Origin of the sequence: Streptomyces sp. NPDC059917, assembly GCF_042730635.1 — a bacterium.
GTDB lineage: Bacteria > Actinomycetota > Actinomycetes > Streptomycetales > Streptomycetaceae > Streptomyces.
Window position 1 is genome coordinate 1 of sequence record NZ_JBHWLC010000119.1, and the last position, 18,329, is coordinate 18,329.

The window sequence follows — 18,329 nt, forward strand, 5'->3', positions numbered from 1 at the left end:
CGGCACCGCCGCGGGCACCGGATCCGGCCTCCCGGCGGCCGCCCGGCGGCGCGGGATCGGGGCCTGGGCGCGCAAGTGGGTCGGGCGGGACGAAGAGGTCGAGGTCCCCGTCGAGATCCCGGTGGCCGCCGTCGCGGCCGGCGCGGAGCCGGCGGCGGACGACCCCGCCTCGCTGCTGCTGGCCGCGCTCGGGCCCACCGAACGGCTCTGGGGCCGCGGCCAGGACCACCCCGAACGGCTCGTCGTCACCCTCGGCGCGGGCGCCCGCGTCCCGCTGCGCACCGCCGGGGCGCTCGGCCTGGCCGGTCCGCGCGCCCGGCTGACCGGGCTGGCCCGCTCCGTGGTCGCCCAGCTCGCCGCCCTGCACTCCCCCACCTCGCTGGAGATCGTGCTGATCGCCGCCGACCGGGCCCGCCCGCTGACCGAGCGGCGCGCGGACTGGGGCTGGCTCGGCTGGCTCCCGCACACCCGTCCCGCGCACGGCCAGGACTGCCGCCTGCTGCTCGCCTACGACCGGGACCAGGCGACCGCGCGGACCGGCGAGCTGACCCGGCGGCTCGACGGCTCCCCGCTCGGGACCAGTTGGGCCGCCGCCGACCGCCAGGCCGTGGCCGACGCCGCCCGCGCGTACGACGGCCCGCGCGTCCTCGTCCTGCTCGACGGCGATCCCGGCCCCGGCCAGCTCCGCGACGTGACCGGTCGGCTCGCCTCGCACGGCCCGGCCGCCGGCATCCACGTCCTCGCCCTCGCCGACGCCCCGGCCGCCACCGCGGCCTCCCCCGTCGACGAGACCTACCGGGAGGCCTGCGCGAGCGCCCCGGCCTTCCGTGACTGCGGCGCCGTCGCCCTGCTCAGCGGTGACGTGGCCACGGTCGTGCGCAGCTTCCGCGTGCTCGGGGGCCGCCCGGTGGCGCCCGGGGAGAGCTCCGTCGCCGATGCCGTCTCGGCCGCGTGGGTCGAGCGGTTCGCCCGCGCCCTGGCCCCGCTGCGCACCGAGGGCGCCGGCGGCGAGCCGGTGCGCCCGGCCAGCGCCGCCCTGCCCGCGACCGCCCGGCTGCTCGACGAGCTGGGCCTGGCCCGGGCCACCCCGGCTTCGCTGATGGCCCGTTGGGCGGCCGCCACCGACCAGGGGCAGGGCGTCGGCGGGCAGCTGGAGGTCGTCCTGGGCAGCGGCCGCGGCGGTCCGGTCGGGGCCGAGCTGGTCACCGACGGCCCGCACCTGCTGATCGAGGGACCGGCGGGCAGCGGGCGCACGGAGCTGCTCCGTTCCGTCGCCGCCTCCCTGGCGGCCGCGGCCCGCCCGGACCGGCTCGGCCTGGTGCTGCTGGACGGGGCGGGCGGCGAGCGCGGGGACGGGCTGCTGGCCTGTACCGAGCTGCCGCACGTCTCCGCGCACCTGGTGGCCTCCGATCCGCTGCGCATGCGCGAGTTCGCACAGGCCCTCCTGGCCGAACTCAAGCGTCGGCACGAGCTGTTGGAGGGGGTCTCCTTCGCCGAGTGGCACGCCCGGCGCGAGGTCGCCGACCGGATGGTCGCGCCGCGCCGGCCCAGCGCCGTCGAGCTGCGCGGCGATCTGGACCCGCAGCGTTCGGGCACCCTGCGGCTGCGGGCGGCCGGTCCGCGCGCCGAGGCGGGACCCGCTCCGCTGCCCCGTCTGGTGGTCCTGGTGGACGACTTCGACGCGCTCGTGGCGCCCGCCCTGGGCAGTACGGGACGCCCGTCCGCCGGGTCGGTGGTGCGGGCCCTGGAGGCGGTGGCCCGGGAGGGCGCCCGGCTCGGCGTCCACCTCGTGGCGACCAGCGCGCGCCCCGACCGTACGGCCGACACCGAGCTGGCCCGGTCCTCGACCCTGCGGGTGGAGCTGGACGCGCCCGACCAGCCCGGCCCCGGCCGCGGGTCGCTGCGGCGGGCCGACGGACGGACGCTGCCCTTCCAGGCGGGCCGGGTGACCGGTCGGATCCCGCGGACCGCGACCCAGAGACCCACTGTGGTTCCGGTCGAGTGGGAGCGGATGGGGGATCCGCCGGCCCGCCGTCCGGTGCGCGAGCTGGGCAACGGCCCGACCGACCTCGCCCTGCTGGCCAGCGCCCTGGACCGGGCCTCCCACCTGGTCTCGGCCGTGCCCGTGCTGTTCCCGCCCGCCCCCTGAGGCCCCGCCGGGCACGGGGCGCGGGCGCCCGACGCGCTATTGCGGGGTGGCACGGCTCGGCGTAGACCTTGTGGTCCGGGACACACCATGGACATCGGGGGCAGAGCCATGCGCACGCACGGAACGGGCCGCACCACACGCACGCGCACCTGGACGGCGCTGGCCGCCGGGTGCGCGCTGGCACTGACCGCCTGCGGCGGCGGGGGCGACGGGAAGAAGGACGCGGACCCGAGCCCGGACGCCGGGAGCACGCAGAGCGGCCCGCGGGTCCAGTTACCCTCCCTGGCCGGGGAGAAGCTGGAGGTCGCGGCGGTCTGGACGGGTCCGGAGCAGGAGAACTTCACCAAGGTCCTCAAGGAGTTCGAGAAGCGGACGGGCGCCACCGTCACCTTCGTTCCGGCGCAGGACCCGATCGTCACCTTCCTCGGTACGAAGGTCGCGGGCGGTTCGCCGCCTGACGTGGCCCTGCTGCCCCAGGTGGGGGCGCTGGTCTCGGCCGTGACGAACAAGTGGGCGCAGCCGGTGGGCCCGGAGGCGCAGAAGCAGCTCGACCAGAACTACTCGGCGGGCTGGAAGGCGCTGGGCGCGGTCGGCGGGACCCAGTACGGCGTCTACTACAAGGCGGCCAACAAGTCGCTGGTCTGGTACAACGCGAAGGCGTTCAAGGCGGCGGGCGCGCAGGTCCCCACGACGTGGGCGGCCTTCCTGGAGACCGCGGACACCCTGTCGGCCTCGGGCGTCCCGGCGGTCTCGGTGGGCGGCGCGGACGGTTGGACCCTCACCGACTGGTTCGAGAACATCTACCTCTCGCAGGCCGGTCCGCAGAAGTACGACCAGCTCGCCAAGCACGAGATCAAGTGGACGGACGACAGCGTCAAGCAGGCGCTGACCACCCTGGGCCAGCTCTTCGGCCGCAAGGACTTCCTGGCGGGCGGTCAGAGCGGCGCGCTGGCCACCGAGTTCCCCAAGTCGGTCACCCAGACCTTCACCGGCGGGGACCGTCCGGGCGCGGCGATGGTCTTCGAGGGCGACTTCGTGGCGGTGAACATCGCGCAGACGGAGGCCAAGGTGGGCACGGACGCCCTGGTGTTCCCCTTCCCCGCGGTCGGCGCGAAGGCCCCGGTGGTCTCGGGCGGTGACGTGGCGGTGGCGCTGAAGCCCTCGAAGGGCGCGCAGGCCCTGCTGACCTTCCTGGCGTCCGCGGACGCGGCGGAGATCCAGGCGAAGCTGGGCGGCTTCGTCTCGCCCAACCGCGGGGTGAACCCGGGCGCCTATCCCAACGAGATCCAGCGGGACATCGCCAAGAACCTGCTCGCGGCGGGCGACGACTTCCGCTTCGACATGTCCGACCAGGCGCCGGCGTCCTTCGGCGGTACGCCGGGTGCGGGCGAGTGGAAGGACCTGCAGGACTTCCTGGCGAACCCGGCCGACGTCGCGGGCGCACAGGCCAAACTGGAGGCCGACGCGGCCAAGGCCTTCGGGAACTGATCCCGGTGACCTCCAAGACGGTCACCGCCCCCGCCCCCGCCGGGGCGCGCACCCGCGCGGCCCGGCGGCACCGGCTGGTGGCGGGGGCGTTCCTGCTGCCCGCGCTGGTGCTGCTCGGCGCGCTCGTCGTGCACCCGATCGGCTACTCGCTCTACCGCAGCCTCTTCGACCGCACCGGCGACTCCTTCGTGGGCGCCGCGAACTTCCGGGAGATCCTGCACGACGACACCATCCGCACGGCGCTGGGCAACACCGCCCTGTGGGTGGTGCTGGCGCCGACGACGGCGACCGCGCTCGGCCTGATCTTCGCGGTGCTGACCGAGCGGGTGCGCTGGGGAACGGCGTTCAAACTGCTGGTCTTCATGCCGATGGCCATCTCGATGCTGGCGGCGGGCATCATCTTCCGGCTGGTGTACGAGGCGGACCCGGACCGCGGGGTGGCGAACGCGGTGTGGGTCGGGGTCCACGACACCTTCGCGCCCTCCTCGGCCTTCCCCAAGGCCCGGCCGGGCCGGGATTCGCCGCTGGTGGACGCGGGCGGCGGCGCGTTCGTCACCCGCGATCCGGTACGGGCGGGCTCGCCGGTGCTGATCCCGCTGGTCGGGGTGGCGCCGGACGACCTCCCGAAGGGGACCCGCCCGGCCGCGGCGGCCGCCGCCGAGCCGGGCCGGGTCACGGGGACCGCCTGGCAGGACTTCCGCCCCGGCGGGGGCGGCCGTACCAACGCGCTCGACCCGGCCGAGTCGGGGTACGCGGGCATGCGGATCGAGGCGGTCAAGGACGGCAAGGTGGTCGATTCGGCCACGGCCGCGGGCGACGGCACCTTCAGCCTGTCCGCGAAGGCCGACGGGGCGCTGCTGCGACTGCCCGCGTCGAACTTCGCGGCGCCGTACGCGGGCGTGCAGTGGCTGGGGCCGACGCTGGTCACCCCGGCCGTCATCGGCGCGTACGTGTGGATGTGGGCCGGCTTCGCGATGGTCCTGATCGGGGCCGGGTTGGCGTCCGTACCGCGGGAGCTGCTGGAGGCGGCCCGGGTGGACGGGGCGAACGAGTGGCAGGTCTTCCGGCGGATCACCGTCCCGCTGCTGGCGCCGGTGCTGGGCGTGGTGCTGGTGACCCTGGTCATCAACGTCATGAAGATCTTCGACCTGGTGTTCGTGATCGCGCCGGGCTCGGTGCAGGACGACGCGAACGTGCTCGCCCTCCAGCTCTACCGGACCTCCTTCGGCACGGACGCGAACCCGGGCCTCGGCAGTGCCATCGCGGTGCTGCTGCTGGTGCTCGTCCTCCCGGTCATGCTCTACAACATCCACCGGATGCGCCGGGAGGCCCGCCGATGACGACGCCGACCCTCACGAGCAGGCTGGCGGCGCGCGCCGCGGGCGGCGCCGTGCGCGTGTTCCTGGTCCTCGCGGCCGCGTTCTGGCTGCTGCCGACCCTCGGGCTGCTGGTCTCCTCGCTGCTGGCGCCCGCCGACCTGAACAAGGCGGGCTGGTGGCAGGTGCTGACCGCGCCGTCCCGGCTGACCACCGCCAACTACGAGCGGCTGCTGTCCAACGACACCATCACCGGCTCGCTGCTGAGCACGGTGGCGATCACCGTGCCGGCCACCCTGCTGGTGCTCGTCCTGGGCGCCTTCGCCGGATACGCCTTCGCCTGGCTGGAGTTCCCGGGGCGGGACGCGCTGTTCCTGGTGGTGGTCGCGCTGCTGGTGGTCCCCGTGCAGGTGGCACTGATCCCGGTCTCCGAACTCTTCGGTTCCATCGGCCTGTTCGAGACCACGGCCGGGGTGGTGCTCTTCCACACCGCCTTCGGGCTGCCCTTCGCGGTGTTCCTGCTGCGCAACTTCTTCGCGGAGATCCCGCGCGAGCTGCTGGAGGCGGCGCGCCTGGACGGGGCGGGCGAACTGCGGCTGTTCGCGCGGGTGGTGCTGCCGCTGGGCGGTCCGGCGATCGCCTCGCTGGGCATCTTCCAGTTCCTGTGGGTGTGGAACGACATGTTGGTGGCGCTGGTCTTCGCGGACTCGACGCACCCGCCGATCACGGTCGCGCTCCAGCAGCAGGTGCGGCAGTTCGGCAACAACATCGACGTCCTGGCCCCGGGCGCGTTCTTGTCGATGGTGATCCCGCTGGCCGTGTTCTTCGCCTTCCAGCGCCAGTTCGTGTCGGGGGTGATGGCGGGCGCGATCAAGTAGCGCGGGGCCGCCGGGGCCGCGTACCGCAGCGCGAACCGCCGCGTTGACGTGCCGCGTTGACGCTGGGTAACCCGAATGCCACGGGTCGCGTAACCCGATCGCCACCCCGGGGGTTGCTGGGCAATATGCCCGCGCCGACCCCTGGATGTGCCGTGCCCCGGTTCAGCGTCATCGTGCCCGCGTACAAGGTCCAGGCGTACCTCCAGGAGGCGCTGGACTCGGTCCTGTGCCAGTCGTACCCGGATCTGGAACTGATCGTGGTGGACGACGCCTCCCCGGACGCCTGCGGTCAGATCATCGACGAGTACGCGGCCCGGGACCCCCGGGTCACCCCGGTGCACCTGGCGCGCAACGCGGGCCTGGGGCCGGCGCGCAACGCGGGCCTGTCCCGGGCCACGGGCGACTACCTGATCTTCCTGGACGGCGACGACACCCTCACCCCGGGCGCCCTGCAGGCCGTCGCGGACCGGCTCAAGGCGACCGGCTCCCCCGACGTGCTGGTCTACGACTACGCGCGCACCTTCTGGACCGGCGAGACCACCCGCAACCGGCTCGCGCACCGCCTCGGCGAGGACGGCCCGGCCAGTTTCCGCATCGCCGACCGCCCCGCGCTGCTGGGCATGCTGATGGTGGTGTGGAACAAGGCGTACCGGCGCGAGTTCGTGGAGCGCGAGGGCCTGGTCTTCCCGCCCGGGTTCTACGAGGACACCCCCTGGACCTACCCGGTGCTGCTGGCCGCCGAGTCCGTCGCCGTCCTGGACCGGGTCTGCGTGCACTACCGCCAGCGCCGCAGCGGGTCGATCCGGACCACTCCCAGCCGGGCCCACCTCGACGTCTTCGACCAGTACGACCGGGTGTTCGCCCACCTCGCCTCCCGCCCCGAACTCGACCGGTGGCGGCCGGTCCTGCACCGGCGGATGGCCGAGCACTTCTGCGCCGTGTACGCCGACCCGCACCGCCTCCCGCGCGCCGCCCGGCCGGAGTTCTTCCGGCGGGCGGCCCTCTCGCTGCGCCGCTACCGGGTCGCGGTGCGCTCCGACGCGCAGCCGCTGTCCCTGTCGCGCACCGACCGGCTGCGGCACGCCCTGATGCGCTTCGGCCTGCGGCGCACCTACGGGCTGCTGTCCGGGCTGCGGGCGTTCGGCACCCGCCTGGGCCGCAGCGCGCTCGGCGGCCTGCGGGGCCTGCGCGAGACCGCGCTGCGCTGCCACTACCGGATCCAGCGGCTGCTGCCGCTCCGGCCCGACCTGGCGGTCTTCAGCGCGTACTGGCACGGCGGGTACGCCTGCAACCCGGCCGCGATCGAGGCGAAGCTGCGGGAACTCGTGCCCGGCGCGCGCACGGCGTGGATCTGCGACCCGGCGCACGCCGCGACGCTGCCGAAGGAGACGGCCGCGCTGCGGCCCGGCTCGCTGGCCTACTGGACCGCGCTGGCCCGGGCCACGCACCTGGTCACGAACGTGAACTTCGACCGCGCGCTGGTCAAGCGGCCCGGGCAGGTCCTGCTCCAGACCCAGCACGGCACTCCGCTCAAGCGCGTCGGCCTCGACCTCCAGGACCGCCCGGCGGCGACCCCGACCACCGATTTCGCGGGCCTGCTGCGGGGCGCCGACCAGTGGGACTACCTGCTGTCCGGGAACCGGCACTCGACGCTGGTGTGGGAGAAGGCGCTGCCGTCGTCCTACACGACGCTGGAGTACGGCTACCCGCGCAACGACGTCTTCCACCGGGCCGCGCCGAGCGACGTGCTGGAGCTGCGCGAGCGCCTGGGCATCCCGGCGGGCTCGACCGTGATCCTGTACGCGCCCACGCACCGCGACTACCGGCGCAGCCGTCCCGAACACCTCGACTTCGAGCGGGTGCTGCGCGATCTCGGCCCGCGCTTCACGATCCTGGCGCGCACGCACCTGACGTACGCGGACACCCCGCCGACGTGGGAGCGCCACCCCCGGCTCCTGGACGTGACGAGCCACCCCTCGGTGGAGGAACTCTGCCTGGCGTCGGACGCGTTGGTGACGGACTACTCGTCCCTGATGTTCGACTACGCGGCGCTGGACCGGCCGATCGTGATCCACGCGGACGACTGGGAGGCCTACGAGGCGTCCCGCGGCACCTACTTCGACCTGCGCGCCTTCCCCCCGGGCGCGATCGCCCGGACCGAGGACGAGCTGGTGGACATCTTCGCCACCGGCCACTGGCAGGGCTCGCGCTCGGCGCAGCTGCGCGCCTCGTTCCGGTCCCGCTTCTGCTCGTACGACGACGGCCACGCGGCGGAGCGCGTCGTCCGCCACGTCTTCCTGGGCCAGACCACCCCGGCCCCCGCCGTCACCCCCCTGGAACACCGCCACCCCACCCCGGCCCTCCCCGCCCCCGCCCCCGCCCTGACCACCCCCCTCTGGCCCTGACCCACCCGATCAGGCCCCGCCTGCGATCGAGGCGCCCCCGGAGGGCAGCGGACGCGCACAGCGCACCACACCGCACCCCACCCCCCGGGGCCCCCGGCAGGCTCAGACCTTGAGCCCCGCCACCACGGACGCCGCCAACGCGTCCAGATAGGCCCGCGGAGCGGCATCGTTGACGACCACCACCCGCCAGTACAACGGCCCGATCGCCAGATCGAGCGCCCGCTCGGGATCCGCCCCCCGCGCCAACTCCCCCCGCGCGACCGCCTCGGACACGATCCCCTCGGCGAGCCTGCGCTGCCCGTCCAGCAGCGCCCCCCGCACCGCCGCCGCGATCTCCGGGTTCCGCGCCGCCTCGACCAGCAGGTCGGGGATGACGGCCGAGGCCACCGGGTGCCGCAGGACGTGGGACATGACCTCCAGCAGGGCCCGCACGTCCCCGTAGAGCGACCCCGTGGCCGGCACCGGCAGCCCGTCCACCGCGAAGGCGGCCACCAGGTCCAGCACCAGGTGCAGCTTGGACTTCCAGCGCCGGTAGACGGCCGTCTTGCCGACCCCCGCCCGCCGCGCGATCCCCTCGATCGACATCCGCGCGAACCCGACCGCGGCCAGTTCCTCGACCACCGCCGCCCGGATCGCCTCGGTCACGTCCTCGCGCAGCACCGCGGCCCCGGCGGGCGCCCGACGCCGGGCCGCCGCGGGCGCCGCGACGGGCGCGGCAGCGGGCTCGGGCGAAGCGACGGCGGCAGCGGCGGGAGCGGGCGCGGCAGGGGCGGCGGGGGCGGCGGGAACGGCAGGGTCCGGGGTCATACAGGGAGCATAACCGCGCACGCCGTCCCACACCCGTCACGACGATACGGTTGCGTTCCGACGCGTCCCGCCCTAACCTCGCCGTAGCGACGATACGGACCCGTTCCATCGCCAGCGACGCCCCGCCCCCGTCGAAAGCGACCTTCGTGACCACCACCCTGGCCAAGCCCCCGGCACCCCAGCCGGACATCGAGGCACTGGCGGCCGCCCACGGCCTGACCCTCAGCGGCGCCCGTCCCTCCCTGCCCGCGTACGTCGGCCAGCTCTGGCAGCGCCGGCACTTCGTGATGTCGTACGCGACGGCGCGGATGGCATCGACCTACAGCACCGCGAAGCTCGGCCAGGTCTGGCACCTGGTCACCCCGCTGCTGAACGCGGCCGTGTACTACTTCATCTTCGGCATCATCATGAAGGCCAGCCACGGCGTCCCGAACTACCTCCCGTTCCTGATCACGGGCGTCTTCGTCTGGGACTTCATCGGCAGCTCCGTCAACGCCGGCACCCGCGCCGTCCACAGCAACCTCGGCCTGGTCCGGGCCCTGCACTTCCCCCGCGCGAGCCTGCCCCTGTCCAGCGTGATCCAGCTCTTCCAGCAGCTGCTCGTCACCATGGGCGCCCTGATCGTCCTCCTGGTCTGCTTCGGCCAGCTGCCCACCCTGAACTGGTTCCTGGTCTTCCCCACGCTCTTCCTGATGGCCGTCTTCTGCGCGGGCTGCGCCATGATCATGGCCCGGCTCGGCAGCAAGAACCCGGACGTCAGCCAGCTGATGCCCTTCGTCCTGCGGACCTGGATGTACTCCTCGGGCGTCATGTGGAGCATCAGCGACATGCTCAAGAAGGACCACCTGCCGCACTGGGTGACCACGGTGCTCCAGACGAACCCGGCCGCCGTCTACATCGACCTGATGCGGTACGCGCTGATCGACAGCACCAAGGTCTCGTCCCTCCCGCACCACGTCTGGCTGATCGCCATCGGCTGGGCCCTCGTGGTCGGCGTGGGCGGCTTCATCTACTTCTGGAAGGCCGAAGAGGAGTACGGACGTGGCTGAGACGACGACCACCAGCACCACCGCGGCCACCGGCGCCCCCGCCGACACCCGCGTCCCCACCGTCATCGCGGACGACGTCCACATCACCTACCGGATCGTCGGCACCGGCGCCGGCCGCGGCAGCGCCACCGCCGCGCTCAGCCGGATCTTCAACCGCAAGAAGCCCAAGCCCGGCATCCGCGAGGTGCACGCCGTGCGCGGGGTGTCCTTCATCGCCTACAAGGGCGAGGCCATCGGCCTGATCGGCACCAACGGCTCCGGAAAGTCCACCCTGCTCCAGGCCATCGCGGGCCTGCAGCCGGTGGAGCGCGGCCGGATCTTCTCGCACGGCCAGCCCTCGCTGCTCGGCGTGAACGCCGCCCTGATGAACGACCTGACCGGCGAGCGCAACGTCATCCTCGGCGGCCTGGCCATGGGCATGTCCAAGCAGCAGGTCCAGGAGCGCTACCAGGGCATCGTCGACTTCTCCGGGATCAACGAGAAGGGCGACTTCATCTCGCTCCCCATGCGCACCTACTCCTCCGGCATGGGCGCGCGCCTGCGGTTCTCCATCGCCGCCGCCAAGGACCACGACGTCCTGATGATCGACGAGGCCCTCGCCACCGGCGACGCCTCCTTCCAGCGCCGCAGCCAGAAGCGGATCGAGGAGCTGCGCCAGACCGCGGGCACGGTCTTCCTGGTCAGCCACGGCATCGGCACCATCCGCGAGACCTGCGACCGCGTCCTGTGGCTGGAGCACGGCGTGCTGCGGATGGACGGGCCGACGCAGGAGGTCTGCGACGCGTACGAGGAGTTCGGCAAGCAGTAGCGGCCGCGCCACCACCACGACGGGGAGGGCCCCGGGACCGCGATCCGGTCCCGGGGCCCTCCCCGTACTCCTGGGCGTGTTCCGCTCAGCTGTGCGTGCGCAGGAGCGAGCGCATCGTCCGCATCGCAACCGACAGGTTCGCCAGGTCGAAGTCGTCCGAGCCCTTGATCTCGTCCAGGGTCGTCCGGGCGCGCCCGATGATCGCCGCGTTCTTCTCCTCCCACGCCGAGAAGCGCTCCTCGGGAGTGGAGGAACCGTTGCCGACCGCCAGCACGTCGGCGGTCATCGCCGCGTGCGCGGCGAACAGGTCCTCGCGGATGGAGGCGCGGGCCATGGACTGCCAGCGGTCGGACCGCGGCAGTTCGATGATCCGGTCCATCAGCTGGGTGATGTCCAGGCGGTCGGCCAGGTCGTAGTAGACCTCGGCCACGCCCAGCGGGTCGATGCCGGTGCGGTCCGCGATCGCGACGATGTCGAGCGTCGGGAAGGCCGAGGAGAACCCGGCGACCTTGGCCGCCAGCTCCGCCGGGACGCCCGCCTCGGTCAGCTCGTCCACGATCGAGGTGTACCACTCCAGGTCGGCGCCGCGCACCAGCTTGGGCAGCTCGGACCAGACCTGGGTGACCCGCTCCGAGAAGAAGGCGATGGTCTCGCTGATCTGGAGCGGCTGCGGCCGGTTGTTGAGCAGCCACCGGGTGCCGCGCTCGACGAGTCGGCGCGAGTGCAGCCGGATCCGGGTCTGCACGTCGGCCGCGACCTTGTTGTCCAGCGCCTCGACCGCGTCCCACACCTCGGCCAGGCCGAAGATCTCGCGGGCCGAGAGCTGCGCCCGGACGATCTCCTCCAGGGAGGCGCCGGTCTCCTCGCGGAGCCGGTGCAGGAAGGTCGAGCCACCGCTGTTGACGGTGTCGTTGACCAGGATCGTCGTGATGATCTCGCGGCGCAGCGCGTGCGCCTCGATCTGCTCGGGGAACTTCTCGCGCAGGGCGCCCGGGAAGTACTCGTGCAGCAGGCGGTTGAGGTAGGCGTCGTCCGGCAGCCCGGTGCCGATCAGCTCGTCCGCCACCGTGATCTTGGTGTAGGCGAACAGGACGGCCAGCTCCGGCTGGGTCAGGCCCTTGCCGCCGTTGAGCAGCTCGCGGATCTGCCGGTCGTCGGGCAGGAACTCCAGCTTGCGGTCGAGCAGTCCGTCGCGGCCCAGGCGGCGCATGAAGCGCTGCTGGGCGTGGAGCAGGCTGGGCGCCTGGGCGGCGCCGTTGGCGAGCGCCACGTTCTGCGCGTAGTTGTTGCGCAGCACCAGGTGGCCGACCTCGTCGGTCATCGTGGCGAGGAGCGTGTTGCGCTGCTTGACGGTCATGTCCCCGTCGGAGACGACCGCGTTCAGCAGGATCTTGATGTTCACCTCGTGGTCGGAGGTGTCCACGCCCGCGCTGTTGTCGATGGCGTCGGTGTTGATCTTGCCGCCCTCGCCGCCCGCGCCGAGGCGGGCGAACTCGATCCGGCCCAGCTGGGTCAGGCCGAGGTTGCCGCCCTCGCCGATGACCCGGGCGCGCACGTCCTGGCCGTCGACGCGGATGGCGTCGTTCGCCTTGTCGCCGACGTGGGCGTGCGTCTCGGCCGTCGCCTTGACGTACGTACCGATGCCGCCGTTCCACAGCAGGTCGACCGGGGCCTTGAGGACCGCCTGCATCAGCTCGGCCGGGGTCATCTTGGCGGTCCCGGCCTCGATGCCGAGGGCCGCGCGCATCTGCGGGGTGACCGCGATGGCCTTCGCCGTGCGGGGGTGGATGCCACCGCCCGCGGAGAGCAGCGAGGTGTCGTAGTCGGCCCACGAGGAGCGCGGCAGGTCGAACAGGCGGCGGCGCTCGGCGTACGAGGTGGCCGCGTCCGGGTTCGGGTCGATGAAGATGTGCCGGTGGTCGAAGGCGGCCACCAGGCGGATGTGCTCGGAGAGCAGCATGCCGTTGCCGAAGACGTCGCCGGACATGTCGCCGACGCCGACCGTGGTGAAGTCCTCGGTCTGGGTGTCGTGGCCCAGCTCGCGGAAGTGCCGCTTGACGGACTCCCACGCGCCGCGGGCGGTGATGCCCATGCCCTTGTGGTCGTAGCCGGCGGAGCCGCCCGAGGCGAAGGCGTCGCCGAGCCAGAAGCCGTAGGACTCGGCCACCGCGTTGGCGATGTCGGAGAAGGTCGCGGTGCCCTTGTCGGCGGCGACGACGAGGTAGGTGTCGTCCTCGTCGTGGCGGACCACGTCCTTGGGGGGCACGACCTCGCCGGCGACGAGGTTGTCGGTGATGTCGAGCAGCGCCGAGATGAAGATCTTGTACGAGGCGATGCCCTCGGCGAGCCAGGCGTCGCGGTCCACCGACGGGTCCGGCAGGTTCTTGGCGACGAAGCCGCCCTTGGCGCCGACCGGCACGATGACGGTGTTCTTCACCATCTGCGCCTTGACCAGGCCGAGGATCTCCGTACGGAAGTCCTCGCGCCGGTCGGACCAGCGCAGCCCGCCGCGCGCGACCTTGCCGAAGCGCAGGTGGACGCCCTCGACGCGGGGCGAGTAGACCCAGATCTCGTACGCCGGGCGGGGCGCGGGGAGGTCCGGGATGGCCTGCGGGTCGAACTTGACCGACACGTAGGAGTGCGGCTCGCCGGCCTTGGTGAGCTGGAAGAAGTTGGTCCGCAGGGTGGCCTTGATGAGCGTCAGGAACGCCCGCAGGATGCGGTCCTCGTCCAGCGAGGCGACCTGGTCGAGGGCGCCTTCCAGCTCCTCCAGCATCGCGTCGATCAGCTCGGTGCCCGCGGCCTGGCGGCTGGGCGACATCCGCGCCTCGAAGAGCGAGACCAGCAGCCGGGTGGTGTGGACGTTGTTGCGGAGGGTGTCCTCCATGTAGTCCTGGCTGAAGGTGGAACCGGCCTGGCGCATGTACTTCGCGTACGCGCGCAGCACGACGGCCTGGCGCCAGGTGAGCCCGGCGCTCAGCACCAGGGTGTTGAAGTTGTCGTTCTCCGCGTCGCCCTGCCAGACCGCGGCGAAGGCGTTCTGGAAGCGCTCGCGGGCGTCGCCGCCGATGTGCTCGGCGGTGCCCGAGGACGCGGGCAGCCGCAGGCCGAAGTCGTAGACCCAGGCGTGCGTGCGGTCGGCGCAGCGCAGCTCGTACGGCCGCTCGTCGGTGACCTCGACGCCGAGGCGCTGCAGGACCGGGAGCACGGCGGACAGGGAGACCTGCTCGCCCTGGCGGTAGATCTTGAAGCGGCGCTCGCCGGGGCCCGCGCCGACCGGCTCGTACAGCGAGAGGTCGAAGTCGCTGGAGCTGGCGCTGAGGCGCTCCAGCCGGACCAGGTCGGCGACGGCGGCGCGCGGCGAGTGGTCGGCCTTGTAGCCCTCGGGGAAGGATCCGCCGTAGCGGCGCAGCAGCTCGGCCGCGCGCTCCTCGCCGCACTCGGCGGTCAGGGCCTCGGCGAAGCCGTCGGCCCAGGAGCGGGCGGCCTCGACCAGGCGGGCCTCGATGCGCTCGGCGTCGGCGTCGGTGAGCACGGGCAGCTCGGTGCCCTGCGGGACGCGGATGACGAAGTGGATGCGGGAGAGGATCGACTCGGTGTTCCAGGCGGTGAAGTCGACGCTGGTGCCGCCGAGCTCCTCCTTGAGGATGTCGATCAGCCGCAGCCGGACGCCCGTGGTGTAGCGGTCGCGGGGCAGGTAGACCAGGGCCGAGTAGTAGCGCCCGTACTCGTCCTGGCGCAGGTACAGCCGCAGCCGGCGGCGTTCCTGGAGGTACAGGACGGAGGTGGCGATGGCGCGGAGCTGGTCGACCGGGGTCTGGAACAGCTCGTCGCGCGGGTAGGTCTCCAGGATCTGGAGCAGGTCGCGGCCGTCGTGGCTGCTCGGTGCGAAACCGGCGCCTTCGAGGACCTCGACGACCTTGCGGCGGATCACCGGGACGCGGCGCACGGACTCGGTGTAGGCGGCCGAGGAGAACAGGCCGAGGAAGCGGCGCTCACCGATGACGTTGCCCTCGGCGTCGAACTTCTTGACGCCGACGTAGTCCAGGTAGGAGGGGCGGTGCACGGTGGAGCGGCTGTTGGCCTTGGTCAGCACCAGCAGCTTGTGCTCGCGCGCCTTGGCGCGGGCGTCGGCGGGCAGCCGGTTGAAGGACGGCGAGACCGGGTGGCCGTCGTCCTTGCCGCTGTGGTGCGGGTCGGAGCGCAGGATGCCCAGGCCCGTGCCGGGCACGGCGGCCAGCGCGTCCCCGTCGACCAGGTTGTACTCGCGGTACCCGAGGAAGGTGAAGTTGTCCCCGGCCAGCCAGCGCAGCAGCTCGCGGGCCTCGTCCAGCTCGTGCTCGCGCAGGTCGCTGGCGGTGTGCTCGGCGGGCAGCTCCTCGGCGATGCGGCGGGCCGCGTCGCGCATCTTCTCCCAGTCCTCGACGGCCTCGCGGACGTCGGACAGGACGCGGAGCAGGTCGGCGGTGATCTGGGTGAGGTCGTCGCGGTCGGTCTCGCGGTCGATCTCGACGTGGATCCAGGACTCGACGAGGGAGTCGTGGGGGCGCGCGGTGGCGGGGCCGTGCGCGTCGCAGTCGGGACCGAGGATCTCGATCAGCTTGCCGGTGACGTCACGGCGGACGACGACCTGCGGGTGGATCACGACGTGGATGCCGCGGCCCTGGCGGGACAGTTCGTTGGTGACGCTGTCGACGAGGAAGGGCATGTCGTCGGTGACCACCTCGACGACCGAGTGGCTGGAGGTCCAGCCGTTCTCCTCGACCGTGGGGGTGTGGACGCGCACGCGGGCCGTGCCCTGCGGCCGGTTCTCGGCGAGCCGGTAGTGGGAGAGCGCGGCGCCGAAGACGTCGACCGGGTCGCGGTCGGTGAGGTCCTCGGGTGCGGTGTGCAGGTAGTAGCGCTGGAGGTAAGAGAGCATCGTGTCCAGATCCGGACGCCCCCCTTGCTCGGACCCAGTCGGAAGTAGCCCCCCGGCCGGGCTGTTCTCAGCTACCCGGGCCGCCCGTGCGAGCAGCTCGGCCTTTGCTTCGTCCAGCTTGGTCTGCATGTCCTCTGACTCCTGTCGCGCGCCATTGCGTGACGTAGGTGAAGGAAGGAATGACATAGCGCCGCGAGGCGGGATGTCCGTTCGGAATCGACGCTATGCCGTCGTATGAGCCGGCCGGGGCGGAATGGACCATTCTCGGCCAGGGGCCCCGGAGGCGGGGATCAGCGATGGCCCGGGCACGGTGGTGCGCCGGGCGCTGGTCGGGGGCTTCAGTGCCCCCGAGGACTATCGCGCTGATCACGGGACAAGGCTATCTCGCCCCACCCCCGACCCGTCATGAGCTGTATGTGTACAAATCCGGGGGTGGAACTTTGACACTCTGGACAGCGACGCGGGCCCCCCGTACGTGCGGGGGGCCGTTCCGGGGGATTTAAACGCCGTTATCCGGCCAATTCGCGCGCTATCCGGACCGCCTCCGCCAGGCTGTCCACGACCGGGACTCCGGCTGATTCCAGACTGCGGCGACTGTGCGAACCGCCGGTGTAGAGCACGGCCAGCGCGCCCACGTGGGCGGCGGCCAGGGCGTCGTCGACGGCGTCCCCGATGAGGACCGTACGGGTGGCGCTCACGCCCGTCCCCTCCATGGCGGCCATATGACGTACGAGGTGGCCTGCCTTCGAGGTGTGCGAGGGCCCGACGCGCCCGTCGACGCGCAGGAAGTGGTCGTGGATCCCGTGCCGCCGGACCAGGGGCACGAGCTTGTCGTGGGGCGCCAGGGACAGCAGGGACTGGGTGAGCCCGGCCGTCCGCCAGCCCTCCAGCAGCTCGCGCGCACCCTCGGCGAGCCCCGCGCCCTCGGCCTCGGCCCAGTAGTGCCGGTGGAAGGTGTCGTCCATGACCAGCCACTCGTCGTCCGTGGGCAGGCGCCCCATCAGCCGCTCGTAGAACTTCGGCACGGGGACGACGTACAGCTCGCGGTAGCGCTCCAAGGTGATCGGCGCGAACCCCAGCTCGGCGAAGGAGGCGTTCGTCGCGGCCATCACGGCGTCGATGTCGTGGAGCAGGGTCCCGTTCCAGTCCCACACCAGGTGGGCGCCGGCGCCCGCGGTCACGTCCGCGCCGGTCACGTGAGCAGACCCGGGATCTCCTGCACCCCGAACCACAGCAGGTCGTGGTCCTCGGCGCCGTCCACGGCGGCCTGCGCGTCGCCGTCACCGGCGTCGGCGGCGCCCACGGCGGCCGCGGCGGCGCGCACGTCGTCCTCGGCGTCCGCGGCGTCCACGTGCACGGCGGCCGCCACCTTCAGGCGCACCGCGGCGGCCAGCGCCACCAGGCCGAGGCCCGCCTCGTCCGAGCCGGGGACCGCGGTCGCGGCCGCGTCGTCGACGTCGAGGGCGACGACGACCCGCTTGCGGGGGGCGGCCGGGTCCTCGGCGATCAGGCGCAGCGAGGCGATCGCGGCCCGGTTCAGGGCGGCGTACTCCAGCTCCTCGATGTCGTCCGAGACGTACCACTCGCGCAGGCCGGGCGTGACGGCGTACGCACGCAGCGGGGCGGGGCCCAGCTCGCCCGCCTTGTGCGCCTCGGCGAGCCCGGGGAGGGTCAGGGGGACGTACACGCGCATGGCCGGCTGCTTTCGGTAGTCGGGGAACGCCCTCAGGATACGACCGCCGCTCCCCCGCCGTCCGGGGCAGCCCCCGGTCCCCCTTCGAGCTGCCGCCCGCGCCCGCCCCCGCGTCCACGGCGCTACGCCGCCCGCGCGCCCCGCGGGACCGGGCGGCGGCGCGGCGCCCCTGATAGGCGAACCCCGGCCGGGGCGGGGCCCGGGCCGCGGTGCCGTTGCGGGGCCCGGCGGGCGCCCGTAGAAGGTCACCGACAAGTTACCGCCCGGTACCGCCGGGCCCGGCCTCTTCGGGGACGCGCCATGACCAGCACGCGGAGCACCACCCGGCCTGCGGGACGCCACGACCAGCGCCGGCCGCCGAGCCCTCCCCGCGGGGCCCGGCCCGGTCCCCACCACTGGTTCGCGGAGCGGCTCCTGGCCGTCCTCAGCGGCCAACGGCCGGTCCACTCCCTGCTCGGGCACACCGTCGGCCCGGCGTACGAGCAGCTGGTCACCCTGACCGCCCCGGCGGGCCCCTTCCGGGACCAGCTGCGGCCGGTGCTGCGGCAGTGCGGCCGCTTCCATCCCGGGCCGGGCGTGATCGAAGCCTTCGCCCGCATCGCCACCGGCGACCGCGTCACGGCCATGGCCTTCCGCCTGGAACAGGGCCCCGACCTCCGCTGGCGCTGCGCCGCAGTAGAAACCACCGGCCCCCGCCCCTGACCCGGCCCCGCCAACTCCAGCCCCGCCGGCGTTTGAGGCGCCGCGTGTGGCGTCCGGGGGTCGGGCCTGGCCAAGTTCAGCCTCGCCGGCGTTTGAGGCGCCGCCGGAGGCGC

Annotated in this window: 12 protein-coding genes; 8 read left to right on the forward strand and 4 right to left on the reverse strand. The window is 73.2% G+C overall.

What is annotated here, in order from left to right:
* The 5 genes from ACFWAR_RS36895 to ACFWAR_RS36915 form a co-directional block, all read left to right on the forward strand.
* A partial coding sequence (locus ACFWAR_RS36895; RefSeq protein WP_385787320.1) for an FtsK/SpoIIIE domain-containing protein occupies nucleotides 1-2,149 on the forward strand: 2,149 nt, incomplete at its 5' end.
* 108 nt (nucleotides 2,150-2,257) lie between these two features.
* A complete protein-coding gene (locus tag ACFWAR_RS36900) occupies nucleotides 2,258-3,637 on the forward strand; it encodes an ABC transporter substrate-binding protein (RefSeq protein WP_385787323.1) in 1,380 nt (459 codons plus the stop codon).
* A gap of 74 nt (nucleotides 3,638-3,711) precedes the next feature.
* Nucleotides 3,712-4,977, forward strand: coding sequence for a carbohydrate ABC transporter permease (locus ACFWAR_RS36905; protein ID WP_385787353.1), 1,266 nt, complete (start codon nucleotides 3,712-3,714; stop codon nucleotides 4,975-4,977).
* A complete protein-coding gene (locus tag ACFWAR_RS36910; RefSeq protein ID WP_385787326.1) occupies nucleotides 4,974-5,831 on the forward strand; it encodes a carbohydrate ABC transporter permease in 858 nt (285 codons plus the stop codon). The genes ACFWAR_RS36905 and ACFWAR_RS36910 overlap by 4 nt, the downstream gene beginning before the upstream one ends.
* Before the next feature lie 152 nt (nucleotides 5,832-5,983).
* Nucleotides 5,984-8,236: a CDP-glycerol glycerophosphotransferase family protein gene (locus ACFWAR_RS36915; RefSeq protein WP_385787329.1), complete on the forward strand. Its 2,253-nt coding sequence runs from the start codon at nucleotides 5,984-5,986 to the stop codon at nucleotides 8,234-8,236.
* A gap of 102 nt (nucleotides 8,237-8,338) precedes the next feature.
* On the opposite strand, the gene ACFWAR_RS36920 is transcribed toward ACFWAR_RS36915, so the two are convergent.
* A complete protein-coding gene (locus ACFWAR_RS36920; protein ID WP_385787331.1) occupies nucleotides 8,339-9,043 on the reverse strand; it encodes a TetR/AcrR family transcriptional regulator in 705 nt (234 codons plus the stop codon).
* Nucleotides 9,044-9,189: 146 nt separating this feature from the next.
* Here ACFWAR_RS36920 and ACFWAR_RS36925 point away from each other — a divergent pair, with 146 nt between their 5' ends.
* Nucleotides 9,190-10,092, forward strand: coding sequence for an ABC transporter permease (locus ACFWAR_RS36925; protein WP_385787334.1), 903 nt, complete (start codon nucleotides 9,190-9,192; stop codon nucleotides 10,090-10,092).
* Nucleotides 10,085-10,900, forward strand: coding sequence for an ABC transporter ATP-binding protein (locus ACFWAR_RS36930; protein WP_385787337.1), 816 nt, complete (start codon nucleotides 10,085-10,087; stop codon nucleotides 10,898-10,900). Before ACFWAR_RS36925 ends, ACFWAR_RS36930 begins: the two co-directional genes overlap by 8 nt.
* Before the next feature lie 85 nt (nucleotides 10,901-10,985).
* Here the strand turns inward: ACFWAR_RS36930 and ACFWAR_RS36935 are convergent, their stop codons facing one another.
* The 3 genes from ACFWAR_RS36935 to ACFWAR_RS36945 form a co-directional block, all read right to left on the reverse strand.
* On the reverse strand, nucleotides 10,986-15,950 hold the full coding sequence (locus ACFWAR_RS36935) for an NAD-glutamate dehydrogenase (RefSeq protein WP_385787341.1): 4,965 nt from the start codon (nucleotides 15,948-15,950) through the stop codon (nucleotides 10,986-10,988).
* A 380-nt stretch (nucleotides 15,951-16,330) separates the two neighbouring features.
* Entirely contained in the window at nucleotides 16,331-17,017 is a 687-nt protein-coding gene (locus ACFWAR_RS36940) for an HAD family hydrolase (RefSeq protein WP_385787344.1), read from the reverse strand.
* Nucleotides 17,014-17,514 carry a DUF6912 family protein gene (locus ACFWAR_RS36945; protein WP_385787347.1) on the reverse strand — a complete coding sequence of 167 codons (501 nt, stop codon included), beginning with the start codon at nucleotides 17,512-17,514 and terminating at the stop codon, nucleotides 17,014-17,016. Before ACFWAR_RS36945 ends, ACFWAR_RS36940 begins: the two co-directional genes overlap by 4 nt.
* 300 nt (nucleotides 17,515-17,814) lie before the next feature.
* Between ACFWAR_RS36945 and ACFWAR_RS36950 the strand changes: the two genes are divergently transcribed.
* On the forward strand, nucleotides 17,815-18,216 hold the full coding sequence (locus ACFWAR_RS36950; protein ID WP_385787350.1) for an Rv3235 family protein: 402 nt from the start codon (nucleotides 17,815-17,817) through the stop codon (nucleotides 18,214-18,216).
* Nucleotides 18,217-18,329: the final 113 nt, after the last annotated feature.

What these genes read in the sequence shown, in the direction of transcription:
- ACFWAR_RS36900 (WP_385787323.1), top strand. Translation starts at nt 2,258, where the DNA reads ATGCGCACGCACGGAACGGGCCGCACCACACGCACGCGCACCTGGACG.
- ACFWAR_RS36910 (WP_385787326.1), top strand. Translation starts at nt 4,974, where the DNA reads ATGACGACGCCGACCCTCACGAGCAGGCTGGCGGCGCGCGCCGCGGGC.
- ACFWAR_RS36920 (WP_385787331.1), bottom strand. Translation starts at nt 9,043, where the DNA reads ATGACCCCGGACCCTGCCGTTCCCGCCGCCCCCGCCGCCCCTGCCGCG.
- ACFWAR_RS36935 (WP_385787341.1), bottom strand. Translation starts at nt 15,950, where the DNA reads ATGCAGACCAAGCTGGACGAAGCAAAGGCCGAGCTGCTCGCACGGGCG.
- ACFWAR_RS36945 (WP_385787347.1), bottom strand. Translation starts at nt 17,514, where the DNA reads ATGCGCGTGTACGTCCCCCTGACCCTCCCCGGGCTCGCCGAGGCGCAC.
- ACFWAR_RS36950 (WP_385787350.1), top strand. Translation starts at nt 17,815, where the DNA reads ATGACCAGCACGCGGAGCACCACCCGGCCTGCGGGACGCCACGACCAG.